At 68.5% G+C, this 24,827-nt stretch carries 26 protein-coding genes; 12 read left to right on the top strand and 14 right to left on the bottom strand.

The window, feature by feature from the left end:
- Window positions 1-21 precede the first annotated feature (21 nt).
- From A8G15_RS23270 to A8G15_RS23230, 9 genes are all read right to left on the bottom strand, one after another.
- Complete coding sequence (locus A8G15_RS23270; protein WP_068165176.1) at window positions 22-879, bottom strand: alpha/beta fold hydrolase; 858 nt, start codon at window positions 877-879, stop codon at window positions 22-24.
- Entirely contained in the window at window positions 876-1,832 is a 957-nt protein-coding gene (locus A8G15_RS23265; protein WP_068165174.1) for a 3-carboxyethylcatechol 2,3-dioxygenase, read from the bottom strand. The genes A8G15_RS23270 and A8G15_RS23265 overlap by 4 nt, the downstream gene beginning before the upstream one ends.
- Window positions 1,833-2,071: 239 nt before the next feature.
- On the bottom strand, window positions 2,072-3,214 hold the full coding sequence (locus A8G15_RS23260) for a CoA transferase (protein WP_068165172.1): 1,143 nt from the start codon (window positions 3,212-3,214) through the stop codon (window positions 2,072-2,074).
- On the bottom strand, window positions 3,211-4,446 hold the full coding sequence (locus A8G15_RS23255; protein ID WP_068165186.1) for an acetyl-CoA C-acetyltransferase: 1,236 nt from the start codon (window positions 4,444-4,446) through the stop codon (window positions 3,211-3,213). The genes A8G15_RS23260 and A8G15_RS23255 overlap by 4 nt, the downstream gene beginning before the upstream one ends.
- Window positions 4,439-6,142 (bottom strand): AMP-binding protein, encoded by a 1,704-nt coding sequence (locus A8G15_RS23250; protein WP_068165171.1) that lies wholly within the window; start codon window positions 6,140-6,142, stop codon window positions 4,439-4,441. The genes A8G15_RS23255 and A8G15_RS23250 overlap by 8 nt, the downstream gene beginning before the upstream one ends.
- Window positions 6,139-7,014: an alpha/beta fold hydrolase gene (locus A8G15_RS23245; protein ID WP_068165169.1), complete on the bottom strand. Its 876-nt coding sequence runs from the start codon at window positions 7,012-7,014 to the stop codon at window positions 6,139-6,141. The genes A8G15_RS23250 and A8G15_RS23245 overlap by 4 nt, the downstream gene beginning before the upstream one ends.
- A complete protein-coding gene (locus tag A8G15_RS23240; RefSeq protein WP_068165167.1) occupies window positions 7,011-7,754 on the bottom strand; it encodes a hypothetical protein in 744 nt (247 codons plus the stop codon). Before A8G15_RS23240 ends, A8G15_RS23245 begins: the two co-directional genes overlap by 4 nt.
- On the bottom strand, window positions 7,754-8,947 hold the full coding sequence (locus A8G15_RS23235; RefSeq protein ID WP_068165165.1) for an acyl-CoA dehydrogenase family protein: 1,194 nt from the start codon (window positions 8,945-8,947) through the stop codon (window positions 7,754-7,756). The genes A8G15_RS23240 and A8G15_RS23235 overlap by 1 nt, the downstream gene beginning before the upstream one ends.
- A gap of 98 nt (window positions 8,948-9,045) precedes the next feature.
- On the bottom strand, window positions 9,046-9,648 hold the full coding sequence (locus A8G15_RS23230) for a TetR/AcrR family transcriptional regulator (RefSeq protein WP_068165164.1): 603 nt from the start codon (window positions 9,646-9,648) through the stop codon (window positions 9,046-9,048).
- 134 nt (window positions 9,649-9,782) lie between these two features.
- Between A8G15_RS23230 and A8G15_RS23225 the strand changes: the two genes are divergently transcribed.
- From A8G15_RS23225 to A8G15_RS23215, 3 genes are read left to right on the top strand one after another with little or no spacing between them, the layout of a single operon-like run.
- Window positions 9,783-10,292, top strand: a complete 510-nt coding sequence (locus A8G15_RS23225) for a nuclear transport factor 2 family protein (RefSeq protein ID WP_068165162.1) — start codon at window positions 9,783-9,785, stop codon at window positions 10,290-10,292.
- Window positions 10,289-10,627 (top strand): DUF485 domain-containing protein, encoded by a 339-nt coding sequence (locus A8G15_RS23220; protein WP_068165160.1) that lies wholly within the window; start codon window positions 10,289-10,291, stop codon window positions 10,625-10,627. Before A8G15_RS23225 ends, A8G15_RS23220 begins: the two co-directional genes overlap by 4 nt.
- Window positions 10,624-12,240, top strand: a complete 1,617-nt coding sequence (locus A8G15_RS23215) for a solute symporter family protein (RefSeq protein ID WP_068165158.1) — start codon at window positions 10,624-10,626, stop codon at window positions 12,238-12,240. The genes A8G15_RS23220 and A8G15_RS23215 overlap by 4 nt, the downstream gene beginning before the upstream one ends.
- Window positions 12,241-12,354: 114 nt before the next feature.
- Here the strand turns inward: A8G15_RS23215 and A8G15_RS23210 are convergent, their stop codons facing one another.
- Window positions 12,355-12,891: a DinB family protein gene (locus A8G15_RS23210; RefSeq protein ID WP_068165156.1), complete on the bottom strand. Its 537-nt coding sequence runs from the start codon at window positions 12,889-12,891 to the stop codon at window positions 12,355-12,357.
- Window positions 12,892-13,008: 117 nt separating this feature from the next.
- Here A8G15_RS23210 and A8G15_RS23205 point away from each other — a divergent pair, with 117 nt between their 5' ends.
- Window positions 13,009-13,830: an alpha/beta fold hydrolase gene (locus A8G15_RS23205; protein ID WP_068165154.1), complete on the top strand. Its 822-nt coding sequence runs from the start codon at window positions 13,009-13,011 to the stop codon at window positions 13,828-13,830.
- 8 nt (window positions 13,831-13,838) lie between these two features.
- Here the strand turns inward: A8G15_RS23205 and A8G15_RS23200 are convergent, their stop codons facing one another.
- Entirely contained in the window at window positions 13,839-14,021 is a 183-nt protein-coding gene (locus A8G15_RS23200; protein ID WP_068165153.1) for a hypothetical protein, read from the bottom strand.
- A gap of 48 nt (window positions 14,022-14,069) precedes the next feature.
- Entirely contained in the window at window positions 14,070-14,549 is a 480-nt protein-coding gene (locus A8G15_RS23195) for a TspO/MBR family protein (protein ID WP_068165152.1), read from the bottom strand.
- Between the two features lie 120 nt (window positions 14,550-14,669).
- Here A8G15_RS23195 and A8G15_RS23190 point away from each other — a divergent pair, with 120 nt between their 5' ends.
- A complete protein-coding gene (locus A8G15_RS23190) occupies window positions 14,670-15,671 on the top strand; it encodes an MBL fold metallo-hydrolase (RefSeq protein WP_068165151.1) in 1,002 nt (333 codons plus the stop codon).
- 92 nt (window positions 15,672-15,763) lie between these two features.
- Window positions 15,764-16,576: a hypothetical protein gene (locus A8G15_RS23185; protein WP_156665529.1), complete on the top strand. Its 813-nt coding sequence runs from the start codon at window positions 15,764-15,766 to the stop codon at window positions 16,574-16,576.
- An 88-nt stretch (window positions 16,577-16,664) separates the two neighbouring features.
- Here the strand turns inward: A8G15_RS23185 and A8G15_RS23180 are convergent, their stop codons facing one another.
- Both A8G15_RS23180 and A8G15_RS23175 read right to left on the bottom strand, forming a co-directional pair.
- Entirely contained in the window at window positions 16,665-17,756 is a 1,092-nt protein-coding gene (locus tag A8G15_RS23180; RefSeq protein WP_068165148.1) for a DUF475 domain-containing protein, read from the bottom strand.
- A 110-nt stretch (window positions 17,757-17,866) separates the two neighbouring features.
- Window positions 17,867-18,442 carry a TerD family protein gene (locus A8G15_RS23175; protein ID WP_068165146.1) on the bottom strand — a complete coding sequence of 192 codons (576 nt, stop codon included), beginning with the start codon at window positions 18,440-18,442 and terminating at the stop codon, window positions 17,867-17,869.
- Window positions 18,443-18,676: 234 nt separating this feature from the next.
- Between A8G15_RS23175 and A8G15_RS23170 the strand changes: the two genes are divergently transcribed.
- The 6 genes from A8G15_RS23170 to A8G15_RS23145 all read left to right on the top strand — a co-directional run.
- Window positions 18,677-19,798, top strand: coding sequence for a hypothetical protein (locus A8G15_RS23170; RefSeq protein ID WP_068165184.1), 1,122 nt, complete (start codon window positions 18,677-18,679; stop codon window positions 19,796-19,798).
- On the top strand, window positions 19,795-20,985 hold the full coding sequence (locus A8G15_RS23165) for an HpcH/HpaI aldolase/citrate lyase family protein (protein WP_068165144.1): 1,191 nt from the start codon (window positions 19,795-19,797) through the stop codon (window positions 20,983-20,985). Before A8G15_RS23170 ends, A8G15_RS23165 begins: the two co-directional genes overlap by 4 nt.
- On the top strand, window positions 20,982-22,298 hold the full coding sequence (locus tag A8G15_RS23160) for a phosphoribosyltransferase family protein (protein ID WP_068165142.1): 1,317 nt from the start codon (window positions 20,982-20,984) through the stop codon (window positions 22,296-22,298). Before A8G15_RS23165 ends, A8G15_RS23160 begins: the two co-directional genes overlap by 4 nt.
- A complete protein-coding gene (locus A8G15_RS23155; protein ID WP_068165141.1) occupies window positions 22,295-23,401 on the top strand; it encodes a cysteine protease StiP family protein in 1,107 nt (368 codons plus the stop codon). The genes A8G15_RS23160 and A8G15_RS23155 overlap by 4 nt, the downstream gene beginning before the upstream one ends.
- Before the next feature lie 56 nt (window positions 23,402-23,457).
- Entirely contained in the window at window positions 23,458-24,234 is a 777-nt protein-coding gene (locus A8G15_RS23150; RefSeq protein WP_245687968.1) for an HAD family hydrolase, read from the top strand.
- 68 nt (window positions 24,235-24,302) lie between these two features.
- Window positions 24,303-24,827: TerD family protein (locus A8G15_RS23145; protein WP_211270224.1), on the top strand; the 525-nt coding region annotated here is incomplete at its 3' end.

The following is a 24,827-nucleotide window of genomic DNA, read 5'->3' as shown; positions in this document are numbered from 1 at the left end:
GGCGCTCGGCACACGGGTCTCTCACCGTCCCGTATCGCCGTCGCACAGGAACCCGATCACGGCCTTGTCGCAAGTCTCCCGCTGTTCCCACTGGGGCCAGTGGCCCGCGCCGTCGATGAAGAGGAACTGCCCGTTCGGCAGCTTGTCGGCCATGTCCATTCCGGCCGCTGCGGGGCCGGACGGGTCGTCGCTGGTCCAGATCACCAGCACCGGCACCGTCACCGCCGCCAGATCGGCATCGGTCACCATGTTGCGCCGGCGCACGTCGGGATCCTGCAGGCACAGGACGTGGCGCATCGACTCCGCAAACCCCGGCTGCGAGTAGATCGCTCGGCGGCACCCGACGAGTTCGTCGGTGACACTGGCGGGATCGGCCATGAGCCACTCGAGACGCGCGCGGATGCGCTCCGCGGTGGGCTCGTCGGCGGCGGCCTGACTCAGTTCCCGGATCCGCGCCATCACCTCTGGAGCCGCCATGGTGCCACCCGGTGTGTTGAGCACGATCCGGCGCAGTCGGTCGGGGTGCGCGACAGCGAATTTGAGCGCTACCCAGCCGCCGAGCGACTCGCCGGACAGGTGCGCCCGCTCCAGACCGAGGTCATCGAGCAGGGCAGCGAGGTGGTTGACGTAGGCATCGAGTTCGAGGTCGCGATCGGCCGGAGTCGTGTAGCCCTGCCCGGGAAAGTCGTAGGCGATGACGGAGAAGTGCTCGGCAAGTGCCGGTATGTTGCGTGAGAATGCCTCCAGGTGACCGCCCGTGCCGTGCATGAGCACCAGCGCGGGCCCTGATCCCGCCCGCAGCACACGGGTTCGCCATCCGTCGATCTCGCGGAACTCGATCGTATGAGCCACGGAACCGAGGTCGTCCCATATCGTCATCGCGCTACAACTTCCTTCTGCATCGCAGTGGTGACGGCGAACCCGGCGAACCACTCCTTGATCGGTCGGTAATACCGGCTGGTCATCTCGTACGAACCCTGCGTGGACAGGGCAGCGTAGGCCGCGATCCAGGTACGGACCTCATGGGCGGAGTGGCCACCCTCCCCGATGAACCAGTCGTTCGGCTTCTCGTCGAACGCAGTGATATCGCCCGACTCGAACGCATCGAGCACCAGGGAATCCCACTCCGGATTGAGGTCGTGGAAATCCGTGGATCCCGCAGCGAACGCGCCGGCGGCGGCGACGGTACGAGACTCGCGCTCCCGACGCTGCTGCGCAGTCGGGTTGCGCCCGTGCGTGAGCCGCGCGGCAACCTCCGGAGCCGCATCCGCCAGCCGGGGAACGGGCGGATCGTGCGAGAGACCGCCGGACCCGACGATGAGCACCCTCTTCCCGGACTCTCCCAGCACCCGCCCCACCGCCTCCCCCAGCAGACGGGCCCGGCTCGCCGGGCCGAGCGGCTCGGCCACGCAGTTGACGAACACCGGAACGAGGGACGGGATCCTGTCCGCGGAACCGAACAGGAAGAGCAGAGGCTGGACGAACCCGTGGTCGACCTGCATCGCTTCGGACAATGCGACGTCGACACCCGAGTCGAGTGCGTGCCGCGTGATCGCGTACGCGGCGGCGCGATCCACCTCGAGTGGCCCGCTCGGCAGGCCGTAGTCACCCACCGAGGCCGCTGCTGCACCGACGCAGAACGAGGGCATCACGTCGTACAGGAATCCGTTGTAGTGGTCCGGGCCGAAGACGACCACGAGCTCGGGATCGAACGCTTCCACGAATGCCTTTGCGGCGTCGAGTTGTTCGTACACCTCGTTCACGATGTCCGGTGCCGGATCGTTCAAGCCGATCAGCGGCGAGTGCGACGAGGCACACAAGGCAAGCGGCATGTGGACTCCGTCCGTCGGCCGGCCTGCGCGGGCCACAGGCTGGGTTCGTCTGTCGCTGACAGCCGGCGCGGCCGAGGGGCCTTGTCGGCGATGCTCCCGACATTGCTCTGTATATACACAAGCTTCCTCGGTATATACACGCGTGACAGTAGCATTCGACACCCGGACCCACAACGCGCCGGAACGGATCGTCCAGCGGGACGAATCCGGTTCGATCGCAATCGAACCGGCGGGATCCGTCAGATCGGAAGCGATCCGAGGATCTCGCCGGTGTGTTGTCCGTGCCGCGGCGCGGGCCGAGCCTCGGTGTAACGACCGTTCCAGCGCAGTGGCGATCGCGCGGTGAGGACGGGCCCGATGCCGGGTTGGTCGACGTACTGCACCACCGCGTCGGGCCGCGCCGCGAGATCGGCGGCGACCTCGTCCATCGTCCGGTACGGCGCCCACAGCACCCGGGTGCCCGCAAGGTCTGCTTCGACCTGCGCGAGGGTGCGCGAGGCGAACCACGGCGCCAGGATCGCGGTGATCGCATCCCGCGCCGCGAACCGGTCGCCTTCGGCCCCGAGATCGAGCCCACGTTGCTTCTCGAGTGCCGCGAACACGTCGGCGGTTCCGGTGACCTCGACCAGCGCCCGCCACTGCCCCGGGGTGAGGCCGACGATCATCACCGACCGGCCGTCGCTCGTCGGGAAGTCCGAGCCGTAGCTGCCGAACAGGGCGTTGCCGGACCGGTCGCGGCCGGTCCCCCGCGCCTCGGCCTCGGCGAGCCAGCCCATGCTCGCGACCGCGGAGACGGCGACATCGTCGAGCGCCAGCTCCAGGTAACTGCCCTCGCCGGTCTGTTCATGCCGACGCAGCGCCGTGACGATACCGAGCGCGGCGTGCACGCCGGTGATCAGATCCCACGCGGGCAGCACGTGGTTCACGGGCGCGGTGTGCTCGACCGGCCCGGTCATCAACGGCAGACCGACCGCGGCGTTGACCGTGTAGTCGACGGCCGGGCTGCCGTCGGCGTTGCCGGCGATGTGCAGGTGGATCAGATCGGGCCGGCGAGCGGCCAACGCCTCGTGGGAGAGCCACGGGGCATGGGCCGCGTTCTCGAGGACGATGCCCGCCCGCGCGATCAGATCGACGACGACCGCGCGGCCCTCGTCGCTGCGCAGATCCACCGCCAGTGACCGTTTCCACTGGTTGAGTCCGGTCCAGTAGAGACTGCCGCCACCGTCGGTGAGGGGCCAGCGCCCGCCGTCGACGGCCCCGGCGACCGGGTCGATACGGATGACGTCGGCCCCGAGCTCGGCGAGCATGCGGCCCGCGGTGGGGCCGGCGACGAAGCTGGACAGATCGACGACCTGCACCCCGTCGAGCGGGCGGGCGGTCACGAGACGCGCTCGAAGATCGCGGTCAGGCCCTGCCCGCCGCCGATGCACATCGTCTCGAGACCGTAGCGGGCACCGCGCCGGTCGAGTTCGCGCAGCAGGGTCGCGAGGATCCGCACTCCGGTCGCACCGACGGGGTGCCCCAGCGAGATACCGGACCCGTTCACATTGGTGCGATCGAAATCGGCTGCGGTGAACTTCCATTCACGTGTCACCGCGAGCGCCTGCGCCGCGAACGCTTCGTTGAGTTCGATGAGGTCCATGTCCGAGAGCGACAGATCCGCCCGCTGCAGCGCCTTCTCGGTGGACGGCACCGGCCCGATACCCATCTCGGACGGCGCGACACCGGCGACCGCCCAGGTGACGAGCCGGCCGAGGGGCCGCAGTCCGAGACGATCGGCGGTGGCCCGGGAGGTGACGACACATGCTGCGGCACCGTCGTTCTGACCGCTCGCATTGCCCGCGGTCACGGTCGCGGCGGGATCCTGCTTGCCCATGATGGGGCGCAGCTTCGCGAGGGTCTCGACGGTGGTGCCGGCACGCGGATGCTCGTCGCGGTCGATCACGGTCGGCTCGCCCTTGCGCTGCGGCACGGTGACCGGGACGATCTCCTCCGCGAACTTCCCGGAGTCGATCGCGGCGACCGCACGGCGATGCGATTCGACGGCGAGTTCGTCCTGTTCGAGTCGAGAGATGCCGTACTTGCGACGCAGGTTCTCCGCCGTTTCGAGCATGCCGCCGGGGACCGGATGGCTGCGGCCGCCGGCGGTGACGCGACCACGCGCGAGCCGGTCGTGCAGGGCCGCCGGCGCACCCTTGGCGCCCCAGCGCATCGACTCGGTGTAGTACTCGGCACGGCTCATCGATTCGACACCGCCGGCGATCACGATGTCCGCCACACCGGTCTGCACGCGCATCGCCGCGTCGAGCACTGCCTGCAGACCGGAGCCGCATCGGCGGTCCAGTTGCAGCCCCGGCACGGTGACGGGAAGGCCCGCGTCGAGCGCGGCGACGCGGCCGATCGCCGGGGCCTCCCCGTTGGGGTAACATTGGCCGAAGATCACGTCGTCGATCTTCTCCGGATCGATCCCGGTGCGGGACAGCAACTCCGAGATGACGCGTGCGGCGAGGTCGGTCGCCGGCACGTCGACGAACATGCCACCGTATCGGCCGACGGGAGTGCGCAGCGGTTCACAGATCACCACGTCGGTGGCATCGGCGACGGAATCAGTCACGGCGGTGGTCCCTTTCACGATCGGTCCAGTTCTGCGCCCATTCGCGCAGTTCGACGGCCCGGATCTTCGTTCCGTTTCCGCCCACGGTGGTGGGCATGTGTTCGACGATGTGCACAGCCGACGGCACCTTGAATGCGGCGAGTTCCGCACGGCACCATTGCTTCAGCACACCGGCGTCGGTGCCGGCGGACGCGTCGTCGGTGAGGACGACGAAGCCGACGGCACTGGTGTAGCCGCCCTCGCCGGTGATCCCGACGACCTTGACGACTCCCACATCGGGATGCTGCGCGAGGCGGCGCTCGATCTCCGCGGGGTCGACGAGGAAACCGCGCAGCCGCAGGACATCTCCCATGCGGCACACGAATCGGTAGCCGCCGTCACCCGTGGCGACCGCGAGGTCTCCACTGCGGAACCAGCCGTCGGCCGTGAATGCACGCCGTGCGGCATCGGGATTGCCGAGGTAGGCGTCGACGACGTTGGGGCCACGCAACTGCAGTTCGCCCTGTTCGCCGTCGGGCAGCACGCGGTCGTCGACCGGGTCGACGATCCGCACCTCGATCGAGGAGGCGACGGGGCGGCCTCCCCCGTTCCAGCGCACCGACTCGGGGTCCCGGTCGGACCACAACAGCGTGAGCGCGAACACCTCGGACGAACCGAACACGCCGGAGGTCAGTGCGCCGAACTCGTCGCGGGCCCAGCGGGCGATGGCGTGGGAGCGCCCCAGGAAATCTGCGATACCCAGCCATTTCAACGACGACAGATCGGACCGCTGCTCGGCGTGCCAGGTGTCGTACAACCGGCCGAACAGGTCGTCGCCGCCGACGACGTGCGTGACCTTCAGTTCCTGCATGCGGCGCAGAACCGCCGCGGCGTCGAACACCGGTTCCATGAGCAGGGCTCCGCCGCCGGCGAGAGTCGCCATGGCGGTGCTGAAACCGAACACTCCGGACACCGGCAGCACACACAGCGTGACGTCGCCCGGGGTGACTCCCATGATCTCCGCATCGGCGCGGCCGTGCCGGACCACCGCCGAATCCCGGTGTGCGGCAAGTTTCGGCGTGCCGGTGGAGCCGGAGGTCGTGAACGCCGCCGCGAGGGGGTCCGACGGATCGGCGACCGCACCGGCCGCGGTGATCGTCGCGGTGTCGGGTGTGCGGGGTACGCGGGTGCCGCGGAGGTCGCCGCTGCCGACCAGCCATGCTCCACCGCCGAGATCGAATCCCGTCGGGTCCGCGGGGGTCGCCCCAGCGGACGGACCGGTCACGACCGCGACAGCGGGGGTTGCGACCTCGGGTACGGATCCGGCTGCGGCGCTCAGTGTTCCGAACAGGTCGAGGCCGTGGAAGGACGCGGCCACGGCGACGACCGCCGGCCGCGCCGCGTCGAGGATGTGCGCGACCTCTCCGGTGTTGTAGCGCGTGTTGACACCGATGACGTGGGCTCCGAGCGCGGATGCGGCGAACTGCCACACCACTGCGTCGGACCAGTTCGGCAGCATGACTGCGATGCACTGTCCTGGTTCGATTCCGGCTTCGGCGAGTTCGGTGCGCACGGCTTCGACCCGGTCGCCGAAGCGGGCGCGGGTGCACGTCAGGATCTCGTCACCGGCCACGTCGAACGCGAGCGGCGCGTCGGGGTCGGCGGCGACCAGCTCGGCCAGGAGACCGGTCAGGGAAGTGGTGCCGGTGGCTGTCACGACGCGATCTCCTCGGAATCCGGTTCCGCCCCGGCGGTTTCGTCCAGTTCACGGATCCAGGTGTCGACGAGGGCGGCGAAGTCGTCGATCTCCTCCATCGGATAGTGCCCGACCCCGGTCAGGCCGGTGTACCGCGCGAGACCCGGATGCGCCGCGTTGATCCGCACGGCGACCTGCTCGACGTCGGTAGCGCGGATCCACGGATCGTCCAGTCCCGCAACGAGGTGGATCGGAGCGTCGACCAGGTGCAGGCGGTCGCGGACGTCGTGGCCACCCCAGCCGATCAGATCGGACGAGGAGATCTCGGGATCCTCGCGCTTGTGCATCGTGGCGATCACGCGTGCCGCGGCGTCGGGCACCGACGTGCCGACCGAGGCCAACGTTCCGAGGTAGGTGCGTTCCGCCCGGGCCGGGCCGGCGACATCCTCGAGCTCGCGCCGCAGACCGGCGACGTTGACGCGACCGGGTCCGGCTTCGGCTTCCATCGCGATGGCACCGGCGAGCGGACGGTCCGGACGGACGGACAGTTCGAGGGTCAGCTTGCCGCCGATCGAGCAGCCGACGACGTAGGGGCGTTCGATCGCGAGTTCGTCGAGAACGGCGCAGAGCCAGTCGCCGTAGGCGGTCAGCGACGTGACCGGCCCGTCCGGGGCGGGTTCGGAACGTCCGTGGCCGGGAAGATCGGGAACGAGGACACGGTAGCCGCGGGCGGCGAGGTCACGGGCGACGTGCCGGTACTGCACCCCGCTCTGCCCGGCGGTATGGATGCACAGCACGGTGGGCAACGTGTCCGGCGCCGGATGCGCGTCGGGGGTGACGATCTCGACGAAGCCGAGGGCACCGCCGACGTCGAGGTAGCGCGCTTCGATCACGGCCGGACCTCCTGTGCGAGTGCGCGCGCGTGCGCGATGACGATGTGGAGCGGTTTGGTGAGACGGAGATACTCGTATCCGTCTCCGGTGGAGGAGAATTCGCCTCCGATGGCGCGGCGCATGAAGTCGTCGCGTTCGGCGAGGACCACCTCGGCCCACAGGTGCGCCGGGGCGACGAAGGTGAAGGTCGCGCCGTGCGGGGTGCGGCGCGTGACATCGACGATGCGGCCCTTGTAGATCCGCAGGTGCACTTCCCGGTCGTCGCAGCGCAGGCCGATCGTGCCGTCCCAGCTCGACAGCGACGAAACGAAGGCGAGGTCCCGGTCGAGACGTGCCCGCAGCAGCTCGCCCCACGCCACGGTGCAGAAATCCAGGGCCGGCTGGGCCCGGGCGACAGAGGGGTCGTCGAGGCGCCACGTTTCGGTTCCGTACTCCCGCACGGTTCCGGCGTCGTCGAGGAGCCGGACGAACCGTTCGACGATGCCGTCCGCGACGCGGGTGATCAGTACGTCCGCGCGGACGGTGTCGTCGTGGGCGACCGGACGGGTCGCGCACCATGTGGTGCCGGTGCGGGTCCCGCCGTCGACGGGGGCGGTGAGCAGCTCGGCCGCCAGGGCGCCGGCGAGGACACTGCCGGCCGGCAGTGCGATGCCCGTTTCGGTGAGCAGCGGCGCCAGGACCCGCTCGGCACCGGTGGTGCGGTCACCGACGGTGATGCGATCGGATGTCGTGAGAGTCATCAGCTTTCGGACCTTCCGAGCAGCTCGTCGGAGATGATGCGCATCTGGATCTCGCTGGTGCCCTCGAAGATCTTCGTCAGACGCGCATCCCGCCAGTGCCGTTCGACCTGGAAGTCGGTGGTGTAGCCGGCACCGCCGTGGATCTGCACGGCTTCGCTGGTGACCTGTTCGGCCATCTCGGTGGCGACGAGCTTGCACATCGACGCCTCGAGCGAGCAGCGCCGTCCGGTGTCGATGTCGGTGGCGACCGAGTACATGAGCTGCCGGGCAGCTTCGATGTCGGCGGCCATCTTCGCGATCTTGAAGCGCAGGTGCTGGAAATCGCCGATGGGTCGGCCGAACTGGCGGCGGGTGTGGACGTAGGCGATGGAGTCCTCGAGTGCGGCACGGGCCAGACCGATCGCGCGGGCCGCGGTGTGGGCGCGACCGACCTCGAGTCCCGACACGGCGAGATAGAAGCCCTTGCCCTCCTCGCCGAGCATCGCGCTGGCGGGAATACGGAAGTTGTCGAAGGACAGCTCCCACGTGCTCCACCCGAAGTAGCCGATCTTGCGGACCTTCGTGCCCGAGATCCCTTCGGGGAACCCCCCGCGTTCCTTCTCGACGAGGAATGCGCTGATCCCGCGGTGCGGTTTCGCCGGGTCCTTGTCCGGGTCGGTGCGCGCGAAGAGGACCAGGTAGTCGGCTTCGTCCGCATAGGTGCACCACATCTTGGTGCCGTTGACTATCCAGTCGTCGCCGTCGCGGGTGGCACGGCACGAGATGTTCGCGACGTCGGATCCGGCCTCGGCCTCGGACAGCGCATAGGCGCCGAGGTATTCGCCGCGGGCGACCTTCGGCAGCAGCACCGCTTCCTGCTCGGCGGTGAATCCGCCGCCCATGCCGTTGCCGCGGGCGAGCAGGCCCGACACGCTCATCCAGGCCCGGGACAGTTCCTCGGCGACCAGGCAGTACTCGAACACGCCGAGTCCGAGGCCACCCTGTTCCTCGGGGATCATGATGCCGAAGAAGCCGATCTCGGCCATTTCCTTCTTCAGCGAATCCGGGATCGTGCCCTGGACGGGGTCGAGTTCATTGGCGACGGGCAGCACCTTTGTCATTGCGAAGTCCCGCGCGAGATCACGGATGGCGAGACGGTCCTCGGTGAGGTAACGCGGCGTGTCGGTGCGTGGCTGGGACGGCCGGTGGGTCATGGATACTCCCTCGATGGGCCGGGAAGGCGGGCAAGCAAGTCATTAACGCTTGTTCACCCAGTACAGCATGACCCCGCCCGCCAGTCAACGACGAGGACTCAGGAAATGCGGTATCCGACGAGGTTGAGCGCGTAGACACCGAAGTCGTCGGCGACCTCCTGCGCGGTCAGCGGACCGTCCGGGCGGAACCACAGCGGGATACCGGCACACATCGTCAACACCGCCGTGACCGCCTGATGCACGTGAGGCACCGAGAAGACTCCCTGGTCGATGCCCTCTTCGGCGATGTCGACGAACAACTGCTCCTGCGCGTCGCGGGAGCCGACGACACGCTTCCGGTCCACCTCCCCGAGGTAGCGCAGTTCGGAGTTGGCCACGAGGCACGCGCGCGGATTCCGGGCCGTGAACAGGGCGTGTGCGACGACCGCGGCACGCCAACGCTCGGCCGGATGCGCACCGGCCTTCCGCAGCGCGTTGCGTGTGACGGTGAACTGCTCGTCACTGGCGCGTCGCAGGATCTCGACGAGCAGCTCGGACTTGTTCTCGAAGTGGTTGTAGACGTTCGCGGCGCTGCAACCTGCACTGTTGGCGATGTTGCGCATCGTCGCCCCGTGGAATCCGGACGCGTAGAACTCGACGAGCGCCGTCTCCAGAATGCGTTCCCGCACCCCCATCTGCACACCAACCGACCGAGTGTTCATGCCTCGGAGCGTAGAGGCCGGGTATGCGACCAGCAAGAACCACGGCTTGACCGCCGGAGAAGACCTGGATTATGGTCCACCTCACATGAACGTGCGTTAATAACAATCCCGTTTCTAACTCGGAGGATCACGCTGTGACCACCACCCCCGCGGAGTCCACCGGCGAGGCCGGTATCGCCGAACGCATCACTCGCCTCGAAGACCTCGAGGCCATTCGCCTGCTCGACGCGCGCTACTGCCGCCACCTCGACGACGGGAACTGGGACGCCCTGATGGACCTGTTCACCGAGGACGGCGAATTCGACGGCCTGTCCCATCCACGGGGCAGGACCGAGATGCGCGCGTTCTTCGCCGGTCTCGCCGAAGACGGACTCACGGCCTTCTGGCACTTCATCACCAACCTCGAGATCGACCTCGACGGTGACCGGGCGACGGTCCGGTCGTTCCTGTGGCAGCCGTGTGTCACCGACGGTGTCGCCGGTATCGCCGCCGGGCGGTACACCGACCAGGTCGTCAAGATCGACGGCCGCTGGCTGTACAAGGTCAAGCAGGTTCGCTTCCATTTCTTCGGTCCGCTCGAATCGGGCTGGGACGAGAACCTTTTCGCACTCGACTCCGCTCGCCGCGCGGCGGTGCGGGCATGACCGGCACCGTCGCCCCGAACCCGACCTGGGCGCGGATGCTCGAACTTCCCGAGGTCGCCGAACTCCGTCGCCGGCGCCGCACGGTCACCACCGCGCTGGGCACGATCACGATCGTGTTGTTCGCGAGCTTCCTGGTCGGCTTCATCGCGTTCCCCGAACTGCTGGGCAGCACCTCGCTGCTGGGCGTTCCACTGTCCCTGTGGCTGGTGTTCTCCCAGTTCGCCGGCACCTGGGTGCTGGTGTGGGCGTATTTCCGCCTGTCCCGCACCTACATCGAACCGGCCGCCGACGCCGCGATCCGCGCCGTGTCCGACCACCGAGGGGAACTCTCATGACCGGCGACGCCGACTACCTGGCAATCGCGATCTGCAGCGCCGTCATCTCACTGACCCTGTGGGTGACGTTCGCCGCGTCCCGCCGCGCGAAGAGCGCCGACGGGTTCTTCGCGGCCGGACGCTCGATCTCGAGCTGGCAGAACGGATTCGCGATCGCGGGCGAATTCATCTCCGCGGGAAGTTTTCTCGGTACGACCGGGCTGATCTTCTCCAAGGGCGTCGACGGAACGGTCATCCTGTTCACGTCGGTCGTCTCGTTCCTGCCGGTGCTGTTCCTGCTCGCGGAGAAGATGCGCAACCTGGGCAAGTACACGCTCGCGGATGTTCTGGTGTTCCGCACCGAATCCCGCAACGTCCGGGTCGTGGTCGCGCTCAGCACGATCACCACCGGCACCTTCGTTCTCCTGGCCCAGCTCGTCGCGGCCGGCGTGCTGCTCGAATCCGTGTCCGGCATTCCGTTCTGGCTGTCGGTGATCGTCGCGGGTTCCCTCATGGGGATCTACGTGTTCGTCGGCGGCATGCTCGCGACCACCTGGGTTCAGGTCATCAAGTCGTCTATCCTGTCGATCCTCGCGATCATCGTCTGCCTGGGTATTCTCGCCCAGTTCGGATTCAGCTTCCCCAAGGTCCTCGGCGCCGCCACCGACCACGCCGCTGCCGGGGACGCCATCCTGGCGCCCGGACTGATCTTCGGCGAAACGAGCGCACTCAACCTGATCTCGTACTCGCTGGCATTCGCACTCGGCACCGCGGGGATGGCGCACATCCTCATCCGGTTCTTCACTGTGCCCGAGGCCAGGACCGCACGGCGCTCTCTCGGCTGGACGGTCGCGCTGTGCAGCGGCTTCTATCTGGTCGTCATCGTCATGGGCTTCGGTGCCGCAGCGCTTCTCGGTGACGACGGTGCGCAGCGGGTCGGTGCGGGCGGCAACCTGGCAGCTCCCGTCCTCGTCACCGAACTCGGCGGCGGTGTCGGAACGGTCGGCGGTTCGGTCGCCCTCGCCCTCGTCGCGGCGGTCGCGTTCGCGAGCATCGTCGCCGTCGTCGCGGGCGTCGTGATCTCCGCCGCAGGCACATTCGCTCGCGACGTGTGGCCTACGCTGACACGCAAGGCTGCGGTGGAGAATCTCGACGACGCGGCGCGCGTCCGGGAAGACGAAGCGCAGGCACGGGTCGCGCGGATCGGTGCGGTCGCATTCAGCGTCATCGCGATCGTGCTGACCATGCTCATCGGCGACGACACGAACATCACGTACTTCATGGGCATGGCGTTCATGGTCGCCGGCAGCGCACACCTGCCCGCGCTGGTGCTCAGCCTCAACTGGCGTCGGTTCAACAGCACGGGTGCGGTGTGGGGCATCCTCGTCGGCCTGGTCTCCACCGTCGTCAGCCTCATGTTCACGCAGGCTCTGTGGCTCGGCGAGGGCCCGGCCCCGTTGACGATCCAGCTTCCGGTGATCATCACCATGCCGCTCGGCCTGGCCGCGTGCGTCATCGGATCGTTGGTCGGCGAGAAGCGCCACGGCCGTGGCGCCCACAACGACGAGAAATTCGCCGAGATGCTGGTACGGGCCGAAACGGGCATCGGCGCGGAGGTCGCCGGCTCGCACTGACACCGCCGTCCGGCAGTCCACGCCCCCGCTTTCCGAGGCCCGGGCCCCTGATTTCCGAGGCCCGGGCCCCTGCCTTCCGGACGAGGCCGGTACGGAGAGGTCGAGCAGGAACGGCTACTCGAACGTCATGCCCGCATCGGCGCCGCGCTGCATCGTGCTGTTCGCGCCGTCGAGCGACTCCCGGATGATGTCGGCGTGGCCGCTGTGGTGCGCGGTCTCACGAATGATGTGCAGCAGGATCTTTCGCGCGCTCCACCACTGCCGCTCGGGTGCCCAGGGCGCGGTCGGCATCGGTACCTGCAGGTCGAGGTCGTCGAGCCCCGTGACGAACCGCTCGGTCTCCCGCGCGACCGCAGCGTACGTATCGAGCAGGCCGGCGAGGGTTTCGTCGTCGCGCATGTAGTAGAACTCCATCGCCGAGTCCATGTCGAACGTCGCGGTCTCGTCGAGTTCGCGGATGGTCGAGATCCAGCTCTTCTCCGTTGCAGTCACGTGCTTGATCAACCCACCGACGGTGAGGTCGCTGACGGTGCTGCGGGTGCGTGCCTGCTCGTCGGTCAGATCGCGGGCAGTGATCAACAGCATGTCGCGCTGCTCCGCGAGCATCGCGAGGATGTCGGCGCGTTCTCCGGTCGTGTTGGTGTCGGTCATGGTTCCGTCCCGTCGTCGATTCCGCTGATGTCTTCGACTGTAGAAACGATTGCGGACAACTTCGGTCCGCTTTGACACGAGCGATGAGAATTCACGACGGTGTGGGTCCATATCGGCATGACCATCACACGCACTCTCCCCGTTTCCGGTGGCCGGCTGTACTGCGAGATCCGCGGTACCGGACCGCTCCTGATCCTCACCGGCTCCCCGATGGGTGCCGCGGCTCTGGCGCCACTCGCGGATGCGCTCGCCCGCGACCACACCGTCGTCACCCACGATCCCCGCGGCATCGGCCGGAGCCTGCTCGACGATGCAGCCTCCGATTCCACCCCCGACCTGCGCGCCGCCGACCTCGTCGCCGTGCTCGACGATCTCGGCACCCGATCCGCGGACGTGTTCGGCACCAGCGGTGGGGCGGTCACCGGCCTCGCTCTCGCGACCCGGTTTCCGGACCGAGCGCGGACCGTGGTCGCCCACGAGCCCCCGCTGCTCGAGCTGCTCCCCGACGCCGCCGAGCACCGCGCCGCCGTGGACGCGGTGATCGACACGTTCCACCGCGACGGGGTGGGTGCGGCATGGGGTGCGTTCATGGCCACGGCGGGATACGACACCGCCGGGCCGGACGACGACGAGCAGGCCGGTCCGCCACCCGGCGAATCCTCGGAACAGGACCTCGCCGACGGTGCCCGATTCTTCGCGCACGAGCTACGGGGAACCACCCGTTACGTGCCCGATCGCGAGGCGCTGTCGAACGGCCCCGCACGAATCGTGGTCGGAATCGGCGCCGAGTCGGGCGGTCTCCTCACCTCGGCCACCTCGGTTGCGCTTGCCGAGGCGATCGCCGTCTCGACCGTCGAATTTCCCGGCGAGCACACCGGATTCATCGATCAGCCGGAAAAGTTCGTCGAGCGGCTGCGGGAGATCCTCGATCCGCTGTGACGGAGAATTCAGGCAGCGAAACCGATCGCCCCGATCACCGGGATGATCGTCATGAACACGATCGCGATCGCGAACAGCGTGATCGTCACCTTCCGATCCCAGCGAGAACGCGCCCCGCTCGCCGCCGCAAGGAAGAACACGAATCCGATGCAGATCGAGCCGATGCCGACGATCACGGGTGTTTCGAGCATGCCTCCATCATCGCGCACACGCGAAAGTCGCCCGCGATGCACCCGGAGTCACCGGTTGAGCTGTGCGATACGAGCACTGAGCACGGTGGCAAAGCCCGTCCACCCCGCATACGGCGCCAGGGCCGCGCCGGCGGCGGGCACCACTACCGCGGTTCGTCGCGTGAGATCCGCGCTGCTGACGGCAAGGAGCGCTGCCACCGCCGTCGCCGACATGAGTCGCCCTCCCCGGAAGAACACCCAGGTCCACGACGCATTGAGTGCGAGGTTCGCGGTGAGTGCCGCAATGTAGGTGCGCCGCTCGCCGAAGTCGCGGCGCTCGGTCAACTCGTCGATCGCCGCCGCCGAGGTGACAGCGATGTCGGCGTACAACGCGGTCCAGACGATCGGGAACACCGCGGCGGGAGGCTGGAATGCCGGCTTGCGGAGCTTGCGGTACCAGCGGGAGTCCGTCTCGCGGGAGGCCACGGACCCGACGAGAGCCGTCATCGTGGTCGCCGCTGCAGTACCCAGAACGGTCGCCGGCCTCATGTGCACATCACCTCTCGTCGACATCCCGGTGCCCCGCGACTACCCGGTCACCGTCAGGCCGAAACCCGACGCCGCCCCGCACTGGGTACGGTGGGTGCTCCACCGAGACCAGGGGGCGGAATGGAACAGAGTGGCCTGATCCGGATGGGCGACGGCGTGTGGGCGTTCATGCGCCCGACCGGAGGCTGGGGCGAAACGAACACCGGACTCGTCGTCTCGCCCGGTGCCGCGTCGCTGGTCGTCGATACCGTCTGGGATGTGGCGTGGGCGAAACGCATCGCCGATGTGCAGCGGCCACTGGTCGCCGACGCCCCCGTCACCGAGGCGGTCAACACCCATTCCGACGGGGACCACTGGTGGGGCAACGACACACTGCCGGCGACAGCGCGAATCACCACCAGCGCAGCATCTCTGGACGGAATGCACGAGGATCTGCCACCGGCCGCCCTGACCGCGATGGCGACCGCGGGTGAGCTGATCGGTCGCCTGCCCGGACCGGTCGGGGCCGCGGCGTCGTTCATGACGCGGGTTCGGGCCGATGCGCGATTCCCCCGTCGCACACCACGTTTTCCGGACCGCACGTTCGACACGTCCCACCGTCTGACGGTCGGCCACCGGACCGTCGAACTCGAACGGCTCGGTCCGTGCCACACCGCAGGCGACCTCGTGGCACACGTGGCCGACGCCGGCGTGACGTTCACCGGCGACCTCCTGTTCGTCGAGTCCACCCCGATCCTGTGGAACGGCCCCCTCGACAACTGGCTCGCCGCCCTGGACCGCCTGATCGGGTGGGACGCCGCGGTGTACGTACCGGGCCACGGACCGGCGGGCAGCGTCGACGACCTGCGCGCACTCCGCGACTACTGGCTGTGGCTCCGCGACGCCGGGCGCGACCGTCACGCGCGTGGCACCTCCGTCCGGCAGACTGCCCGGGAACTCGTGCGCAGCAGAGATTTCGAACCGTGGAGCCGATGGCGTGCACCCGAACGGATCGTGTTGAGCCTGAGCACCCTGTTCGATCAGTGGAACGGCAACCCGCCCGGCCCGCCGACGATCGTGCGCCGGGCACGAGCGTTCGCCGACGCGGAAACTCTTCTGCGTGAGGGCATTTTCCCGCAGTGACCCGTGCCGGATGCGAGCCGCACGCGGCGGGATAGTATCCCGGCGAGGGCGCCGAGTGGGCGCTCGTGACGACCAGGGGGAACAGCTCGACCATGTTCGTATCGACACGTCTTCGTACGGCCGGCGCGGTGCTCGCGGTTTCCGCGGTATTGCTCGGCGCCGGCTGTTCCGGCGAAGAGAACGCCACACCGACCGATGGTGCTTCGGCCGACGCGTACACCTCGGCCGGGACCGCTCTCGACAAGGTCCGCGCCGCATTCGAGGTCACGGCGGGCCAGGAAGTCCAGCACGGCGAGATTTCCGCACAGGGCAACATCATCACCACGACCATCGACACCGCACGCGACATCATTCTCGGACAGATCCCGAATTCGCCGCAGGGGCCGCTCCAGGTGCTGTTCGAAGGCGATGACGTCTTCGTGCAGTTCACGGATGTGCCGGAGGCCGCCGCAGCGGTCCTCGAGCCCGACGTCTGGTATCGCGTCGACGTCGGATCGGACTCGACCGGACAGATGTTCCTCATCCGGGACCTGGTCCGGAACCGGCAGCAGAGCAGTGCGCTCCTGGCGAAATTCACCGTCGATGCGCAGGAGAAGGGCACCGAGGTGGTGCAGGCGGGCGACGTCACCCGATACGCCGCCACCCTGGACGTCGCGGCCTACACGGATGCGCTCCTCGAGACCTTCGCCGCGTCGCTTCCCGCCGGTCCCGGTACCCCGAGCGCCGAGGACATGCGCCGGATCATGATCGAGCAGACCCCTCCGTCCATCGAATTGTGGGTCGACGGGAAGGGCCGCATCGTGCGCGAGGTCTTCGCAGGAAACGACACGACGACGTCGTACGACGTCGACTTCACCGTCCCCGAGTTCGATCGCGCGAGCGCGCCGCCGGCACCGATCTCCTGACACCCGCACCTGCCACGAAAACCGGTGAGGGGAACCATCACCCGGTTCGACCGAATGATGGTTCCCCTCACCGAGCAGGGCGGGCAGGTCAGGAGGAAGCGAGTGCCTCCTGAGCCTTCACCTTGCGGTTGCGGTAGATGCTCGAGGCGAACGCCGCACCGATCAGGGCGATACCGACGAGGCCGGTGATCACCTCGGGAACGTGCGTGCCGATCGAGTACAGCAGGATCAGCGCGAGCGCGCCGATCGCCCAGTGGGCACCGTGCTCGAGGTACACGTACTCCGACAGGGTGCCCTTGCGCACCAGGAAGATCGTGATCGAACGGACGAACATCGCGCCGATGAAGCCGAGGCCCAGGGCGATGATGATTGGGTCGGACGTGATCGCGAACGCGCCGATCACCCCGTCGAACGAGAACGACGCGTCGAGGACCTCGAGGTAGAGGAACAGGAAGAAGCCTGCCTTACCCGTGGCCTTGGCCAGACCGGACGGCCCGCCGGAGCCCTCCTCACCTTCCTCGGGTATGTGGAACATCTCGCCGAGCCCGTTGACCGCGATGTAGGTGATCATGCCGAGCACACCGGCGATCATCACCGTCGACACCTTGTCGTCGGGCGCGATGACCGTGGCCGTGATCAGCAGCAGCACCGACGCGATGACGACCTCGAGCTGGTCGAGCTTGCCGGCCTTCCCGAGAGGACGTTCGATCCACCGCAGCCAGTGGATGTCCCGCTCCTCGAGGATGAAGTGCAGGAACAGCATCAGCAGGAACATGCCGCCGAACGCCGCGATCTGCGGGTGCGCGTCGGTGATGAGTGTTTCGTAGCTGGGGCTACCGTCGGGGAAGTAGGCGGCCCCGTCCGGCGGCGGATTCAGAGCCAGGTCCAGCGCCTCGACCGGTCCGAGACCGGACGCGGCCCACACGATGACCAGCGGGAACACCAGACGCATACCGAACACGGCGATGAGGATGCCGACGGTGAGGAAGATCTTCTGCCAGAACTCGCTCATCCGCTGCAGCACGGTCGCGTTGATGACCGCGTTGTCGAACGAGAGCGACACCTCGAGGATGCCGAGGATCACGCACAGGAACAATGCCTGGGGGCCGCCGTAGAGGAAGGCGACGACGAGAGAAACGACGGTGACGGCGAACGACGCACCGAATATTCGCAGTATCACGACTGCGGCCTTTCTTGTCAGTAGTCAGGTCGATGCAGCGAGGTACTGCAAACAGGAGTGACGAATCCGGCCCCGGTGTCTTCCCGGGGCCGGATCATGCCGTCGGCGAACTAGACGTTGACGCCGTAGTCGCGGGCGATGCCCGCGAGGCCGGACGCGTAGCCCTGGCCGACAGCGCGGAACTTCCACTCGGCGCCGTGCCGGTAGAGCTCACCGAACACCATGGCGGTTTCGGTGGAGGCGTCCTCGGACAGGTCGTAGCGGGCCAGCTCGGTGCCGTTGGCGCGGTCGACGACGCGGATGTAGGCGTTGCGGACCTGGCCGAACGACTGGCTTCGGGTTTCGGCGTCGTAGATCGAGACGGGGAAGAAGATGCTCTCGATGTTGGCGGGGACCGCCGCGAGGTCGACATTGATGACCTCGTCGTCGCCCTCGCCCTCACCGGTGCGGTTGTCACCGGCGTGCTCGATCGAGCCGTCGGGCGACTTCAGGTTGTTGAAGAACACGAAGTGCTGGTCGGAGACGACCTTCTTGTCGGCGCCGGTCGCGATCGCGCTGGCGTCGAGGTCGAAGTCGGTGCCGGTCGTGGTGCGGACATCCCAGCCGAGACCGACGGCCACGGCGGTGAGGTTCGGCGCTTCCTTGGTCAGGGAAACATTGCCGCCCTTGGTCAAGCTGACACCCATGCGGGGTCCTTTCGATCGATCGTGGGTCGGCGCGTCCGAATGGACCCGCCCGATTTGCGCGTGTTCACTCCAGCCTAAACGGATATCCGCCGCTGCGCTTCTGCCCACCTCACAGGCCCCGGCGAGCACGCGCGGGAGACCAGTACCATTCGGATCGTGGCGAGCCGATTCACGCGCCGACTCTTCGGGAGCGGACCTACCGAGGATCCCGCGGCCCGCCACGCCCACGACACGATGGTGGCGGCCTTCCTCGACATGGACCGACGGCAGTCGGTGGCAGAGGCCGCGGTCACCGCCTCGCACGAACTGGAACCCGAACGAGGCCTGAGCCGCACCTGGACCCCGATCCGTGAAGCATGCTACCGGGCCGCCGAGACCTACCTGCAGCTCGCCCGCACCGAACCGGAACAGCCCTTGGCGAGCACCGCCGAATACGAGCGGGCGATACAACAGATCGGCTCCGCGACAAGAACTCTCGATGATTTCTATGGACATCATCGCGCCCACCTCGAACATGCGATGGCGGTGGCGGCGGCCACCCCGCAGTTCGCGCATCGGGCACGCACCGAAGCCCGGGCGGCGATACGGACGCTGCAATCGCCGGAGAACGCCGAGTTCGCCGACTACCCGTCGGTACAGGCCGCGGCGGGCACTCTCGACACCGCCCTGGCTTCGCTCGACGCCGCCACCGGGGCCGTCGCGACGCGGGAGTGGGCGGGCCGGGTCGAGCAGGCCGCGGCAGCACTGCGCGAAACGCTCGCCCGGGCACCCGGACAGTCGACCCGGGCCCGGAATGCTGTGGCCTCCGTCACCACGCGGATCGGAGCCGTCCGCACCCGATCCGAGGGACTCTCGACCGCGTACTCGGCACTGCTGCGCGAGTTCAACGCGGCGAGCTCCGCGGACCTGACCGGCAACGACCGGCACGCCGCCGAACTGCTCGCGAAAGCCGAGGAAAGCCTGGTCGCGGCACGCACCGCGCTGGCGGCCGGCCGGCCCGAGCAGGCCCTCGATCACGCCACCGCGGCACGCTCACAGCTGGCACAGGCCGAGCAGAACGTCGACGCCGTCACCGGCCGGCTCGCGACACTGCGCGCCGTGCGGGAGAATCCCGGTGAGAAGGTCGACACCGTCCGGTTCCGGCTGCGTGACGCGCAGCACCTCGCGGTGCAGCGGGGAATGACCGCAGAATGGGGTTCGGTGCTCGACGCACAACTCGCCCGGATCGACAGAGCCGTCGATTCACTGACCGGAATCCACCCGGACTACTGGGCGTATGTGCGCGACCTCGACGCGGTGACGGACTTCATCACCGGAGTGGTGCAACGAATGAGAGGACGGACGGACGGCCCATGAGCGGGGGGACCTTCACGGAAGTGCACGGCACATGCCACTTCCGGCATCTGGATCCGGAGACACGGGACGCCCTGTTCCTCCATCATCCCCGACCGTTCGACGACAGCGACGACCGTGAACGCCTCGCGGTCGCGCTCGGAGCGACCCTCTACGTGCCGGCCACCCGCCCGGACCTGGCCGCGACCGTCGCGCGCCGCGCCGCCGAAGGCGTGACCTCGATGGTCCTGGATCTGGAGGACGCCGTCGCGGACGACGAGGTGGAGGAAGCGCTCCGCAACGCCGTCGACGCGCTCGACCGGCTGGCCGGGACGGACGTCGCGAGCATGCTGCTGTTCGTCCGGGTCCGCACCCCCGACGGGGTGGACCGCATCGCCTCCGAGCTCGGCCCGGGTGTCGGCGCGCTCACCGGCTTCGTACTGCCCAAGTTCGGAGCGGACACCGGATCCGCGTTTCTCGAGGCGGTCTCCGCGGCGTCGGAGCGGCTGGGCAAGCACCTGTACGCGATGCCGGTACTCGAGTCCAGTGAGCTCGTCCACCGCCAGACCCGCGATCACGAACTCCAGGCGATCTCTTCCCTGCTGGCCGTGCACCGGCAGCGGGTGCTGGCCGTGCGGATCGGGGCAACCGACATGTGCGGCACGTTCGGGATCCGCCGCGACCGCGACCTCACGATCTACGACGTGCGGGTCGTCGTCGATGTCATCGCCGATGTCGTCAACTACCTCGGCCGCACCGACGGCACCGGGTTCGTCATCACCGGGCCGGTGTGGGAGTACTTCGCCGACCACGAACGGATGTTCCGGCCGATGCTGCGTGCCACCCCGTTCGAGAAACACGATGCGGTGGTGTTCCGCCAGCAACTCGTCAGCCGCGACCTCGACGGGCTCCTCCGGGAGATCGCCCTGGATCGCGCCAACGGCATCCAGGGCAAGACGGTGATCCATCCGTCGCACGTCGCGGCCGTGCACGCACTTTCCGCGGTGACCCACGAGGAGTACCACGACGCCGTCGACATCCTCGGCGGCGACACCGGCGGCGTCCGCGCGTCCGGTTACCGCAACAAGATGAACGAACGCCGTCCGCACCGCACGTGGGCGCAGCAGACGGTACTGCGCGCGTCGGTGTTCGGCGTCACCAACAAGGGAGTCACGTTCGTGGATCTGCTGACCGCATTGGTGCACCGGTGAACACGGTCGCGCCGGCCGGCGCCGCCGAGGGATTCCGGACACCGTGGGCGACAGAGCAATTCGGGCTGACGCTGCATCATCGGGAGTCGGCCGCCGGGTATCGGGTGCCGGAACTGGTCCGGCCGGGTCTGCGCCGCAATCCGCGCCGCGCGCATCTGCTGGTCTCGACCGTGCTGGGCAAGCATGTGCCGACCGATCCCGCTGTCGTGATCGGTGCCGGGGACCGGCTCGGCGATCTGGTCGCCGAATTGCTCGGTGACGACGCTCCGACCGCGGTCGTGCTGGGCTTCGCGGAGACCGCCACCGGCCTCGGCCACTGTGTGGCGACACGCATCGGCGCCGCCTGCTATCTGCATTCCACCCGCCGCGTCGTTGCGGGTGCCGAGACATTCGCGGGGTTCGAGGAGGGGCACTCGCACGCGACCTCCCACATGCTGCAGCCGACGTCGCCGGATCTGTTTGCCAACCCCGCGCCGCTGGTGCTCGTCGACGACGAGATCTCCACCGGGGCAACCGCACTCGATGCCATTCGCGCACTGCACGGGCATCAGCCGCGCACCCGGTACGTGATCGCCTCCCTCGTCGACATGCGCACCGAGGAACACCGGCGCGCGGTCGCGGAGGCCGCCGGGGAGATCGGCGCGCGGATCGAGCACGTGTCGCTCGCGTCCGGCCGGGCCGAGATCCCCGAGGGCACCACCGAGCGGGTGACCGCGCTTCCAGATCCGGACCTGAACCCGCGCGCGTCGCACCGCGGGTCCGCGTCATTTGTCGAACTACCCTGGCCGGCAACGGTCCCCGACGGCGGTCGGCACGGTTTCCGCAACGTCGACGCCGCGGGTTTCGACGCCGCGATCATCACGGCTGCCGATGTCCTCATGACGGCGCTCGACCCGGGCCGCCCGGCGATCGTGATCGGGCACGAAGAACTGATGTATCTGCCGTTGCGGCTCGCCGACGCACTCGCGGCCCGCGGCACCGTCACCCGGTTCCAGACCACCACCCGCTCCCCCGGCTACGTCCTCGACGTCTCCGGCTATCCCCTGCGCCGCGGATTCGTGTTCCTCGCACCGGAACACGTGCCCGAGACCCACGAAGCCGAGGCGCCCCGCTACCTGTACAACGCGCAGTGGCCGGACGCCGGGCGGCGGCCCGCGCTCGTGCTCGTGGTCGACAGCCCCGCCGACACCGATCGGCTCCGAGCGACCGGAGGGCTCGTCGACGTTCTCACCGCGGCCGGTGAGGACGTGGTCGTCGCCACGGTTCCCGCGACCGATCCGGTCGCGCTTCGCACCAGCAGGGAGGCGCCGTGACGGCACCGTTGACCGGGCCCGCTTTCGGGTCGTACGAATCCGACGACGTGATCTGGCTTCTCAAGGACCTCTCGCACGTCGATCTCGAAGCCGATGTCGCCGAACGGGAGCAGCGCATCCAGGCGGGGCTCGCGCACTACGCCGAGTCGCTGCCGGTGGAGTACCGGCCCGACGCGGCGTACCGCGAACTGTTCGACAAGGTGCTCGCGGAGACCGCGGGACGACTCGCCCGGGCGGTCGGCACGGTCACCGAACTCCTTCTCGCGGAACGTGGCCCGAACCTGACACTCGTATCGCTGGCCCGGGCCGGGACGCCGGTCGGCGTCCTGATCCGCCGATGGGCACAACACCATCGCGGACTGTCGCTGCCGCACTACGCGGTGTCGATCGTGCGCGGCCGCGGGATCGACGCCGCCGCACTCGACCACATCACCGCGCGGCACGATCCTGCGTCGGTGGTCTTCGTCGACGGGTGGACCGGCAAGGGTGCGATCGCACGCGAGTTGTCGGCGGCACTCGCCGAATACACGGCAGCGGGTGGTCCGGCGCTGTCCGACGACCTCGCGGTGCTGGCCGATCCCGGGCAGTGCGTACGCACCTACGGTACCCGCGACGACTTCCTCATCGCCTCCGCATGCCTCAATTCCACGGTGTCCGGGCTGATCTCGCGCACGGTCCTCAACGACACCCTGATCGGGCCGGGTGAGTTCCACGGCGCCAAGTTCTACGCGGAACTCGCCGACGAGGACGTGTCGGCGACGCTGATCGACGCCGTGTGCGCCGAGTTCGGCGATCGCGACACCGCGGTCGCCGACGCGCGCCGGGTGATGGACTCCGATCGCACCCCGACCTGGGCGGGCTGGGCGTCGGTGGAACAGATCCGCGCCCGATACGGGATCTCCACGGTGAACTTCGTGAAACCCGGTGTGGGAGAAACGACGAGGGTGCTGCTGCGGCGGGTCCCGTGGATGGTGCTGGTGCGGGAGGCCGACGCCACCGAGCATGCCCACATCCGGATGCTCGCGGCCGCGCGCGGAGTTCCGGTCGAAGAGGTCCCCGACCTCGCCTATTCCTGTATGGGACTGATCAAGGACCTGCCGTGACCACCGCGCTGATCGCTTCGGACCTGGACCGCACGCTCATCTATTCACGCGCCGCCATGACGCAGGCCCAACTCGACCGGGACGACCTGCTGTGCGTCGAATACCTCGACGGATCCCCGCTGTCGTACCTGACGGAGACGTCCGCGCAACGCTTGCGGGATCTGAGCGCGGCGGCACAGTTGGTCCCGACGACCACCCGTACCCCGGCCCAGTTCCGGCGCATCGCGCTGCCGGGCGGGCCGTGGCGGTACGCGATCACCAGCAACGGCGGCGCGATCCTCGTCGACGGCAAGCCGGACCCGGTCTGGCGCGAGGGGCTCGACACTGCGGTGCGCGCCGGCGGCGCCGGGCTCGACGAGGCGCTCACCGCACTGCGGGCCCGCATCTCCCCGGAGTGGGTGCGCAAGCTGCGGATCGCCGACGACCTGTTCTGTTATCTCGTCGTCGATGTCGACGCGCAGCCCGCCGAGTTCCTCGCCGAGTGGGACGAGTGGTGCCGCGCCCGCGGCTGGGGAGCGTCCCAGCAGGGCCGGAAGATCTACACGGTCCCCGACAGTGTGTGCAAGAGCCACGCGGTGGCCGAGGTGTACCGGCGGCTCGTCTCCGACGGCGTGCTCAGCGAGGATTCCCCGGTGTTCGCCGCCGGAGACGGTGCTCTCGACGCGCCGATGCTCGAAGCCGCCGACGCGGGGATCCGGCCGTGTCACGGCGAACTCGAAGCGCTCGACTGGCAGCATCCGACCGTCGCCGTCACGGAGGCGGCCGGCGTGTCGGCAGGTGAGGAGATCCTCGCCTGGTTTGCCGGATTCACCCGCATTCCGGCCGGTTCGTAGAGTAGGACCGAGCTCGACCGATGCCCCATCGCCTGCCAGTGCCGCCTATCAGTGAGGACTGATTGACCTTGACCACTTCGCTCACCAAGGGCCAGAACGGCTCGATCACCGCTTCCGACGTGGTGGTCTCGCTCGAGCTGACCACCCCGGCCGATCTGTCCGCTCTGCTCGTCAAGGCCGACGGAAAGGTCCGGTCGGACGCGGACTTCGTGTTCTTCAACCAGCCTTCGGGCCCGGGTGTGCGCCTGGTTCCGGGATCGCCGGGGCAGGCCGCATCGCTGGCGGTGTCGCTCGGCGCGATCCCCGCCGACATCGAGCAGGTCCGGGCGGTGATCACCCTCGACGACGCGTCCAGCACCTTCGGCCGTTTCGCACCGCCCACCGCACGGGTCAGCGACGCCACCGGCGTGCTGTACGAGTACCGCATCGAGGGTCTGAGCAGCGAATCGATCGTCATCGCCCTCGAGTTGTACCGGCGCCAGGGAGCGTGGAAGGTCCGCGCCGTCGGACAGGGTTACGCCGGTGGATTCGCCGCGCTGGTCACCGACCACGGAGTGTCGGTCGACGACGCGCCCGCCGCACCCGCGCCCGCC

Origin of the sequence: Rhodococcus phenolicus, assembly GCF_001646785.1 — a bacterium.
Taxonomy (GTDB): domain Bacteria; phylum Actinomycetota; class Actinomycetes; order Mycobacteriales; family Mycobacteriaceae; genus Rhodococcus; species Rhodococcus phenolicus.
The sequence above is the reverse complement of the archived record's forward strand: the minus strand, read 5'-3'. Positions and strand labels throughout refer to the sequence as shown.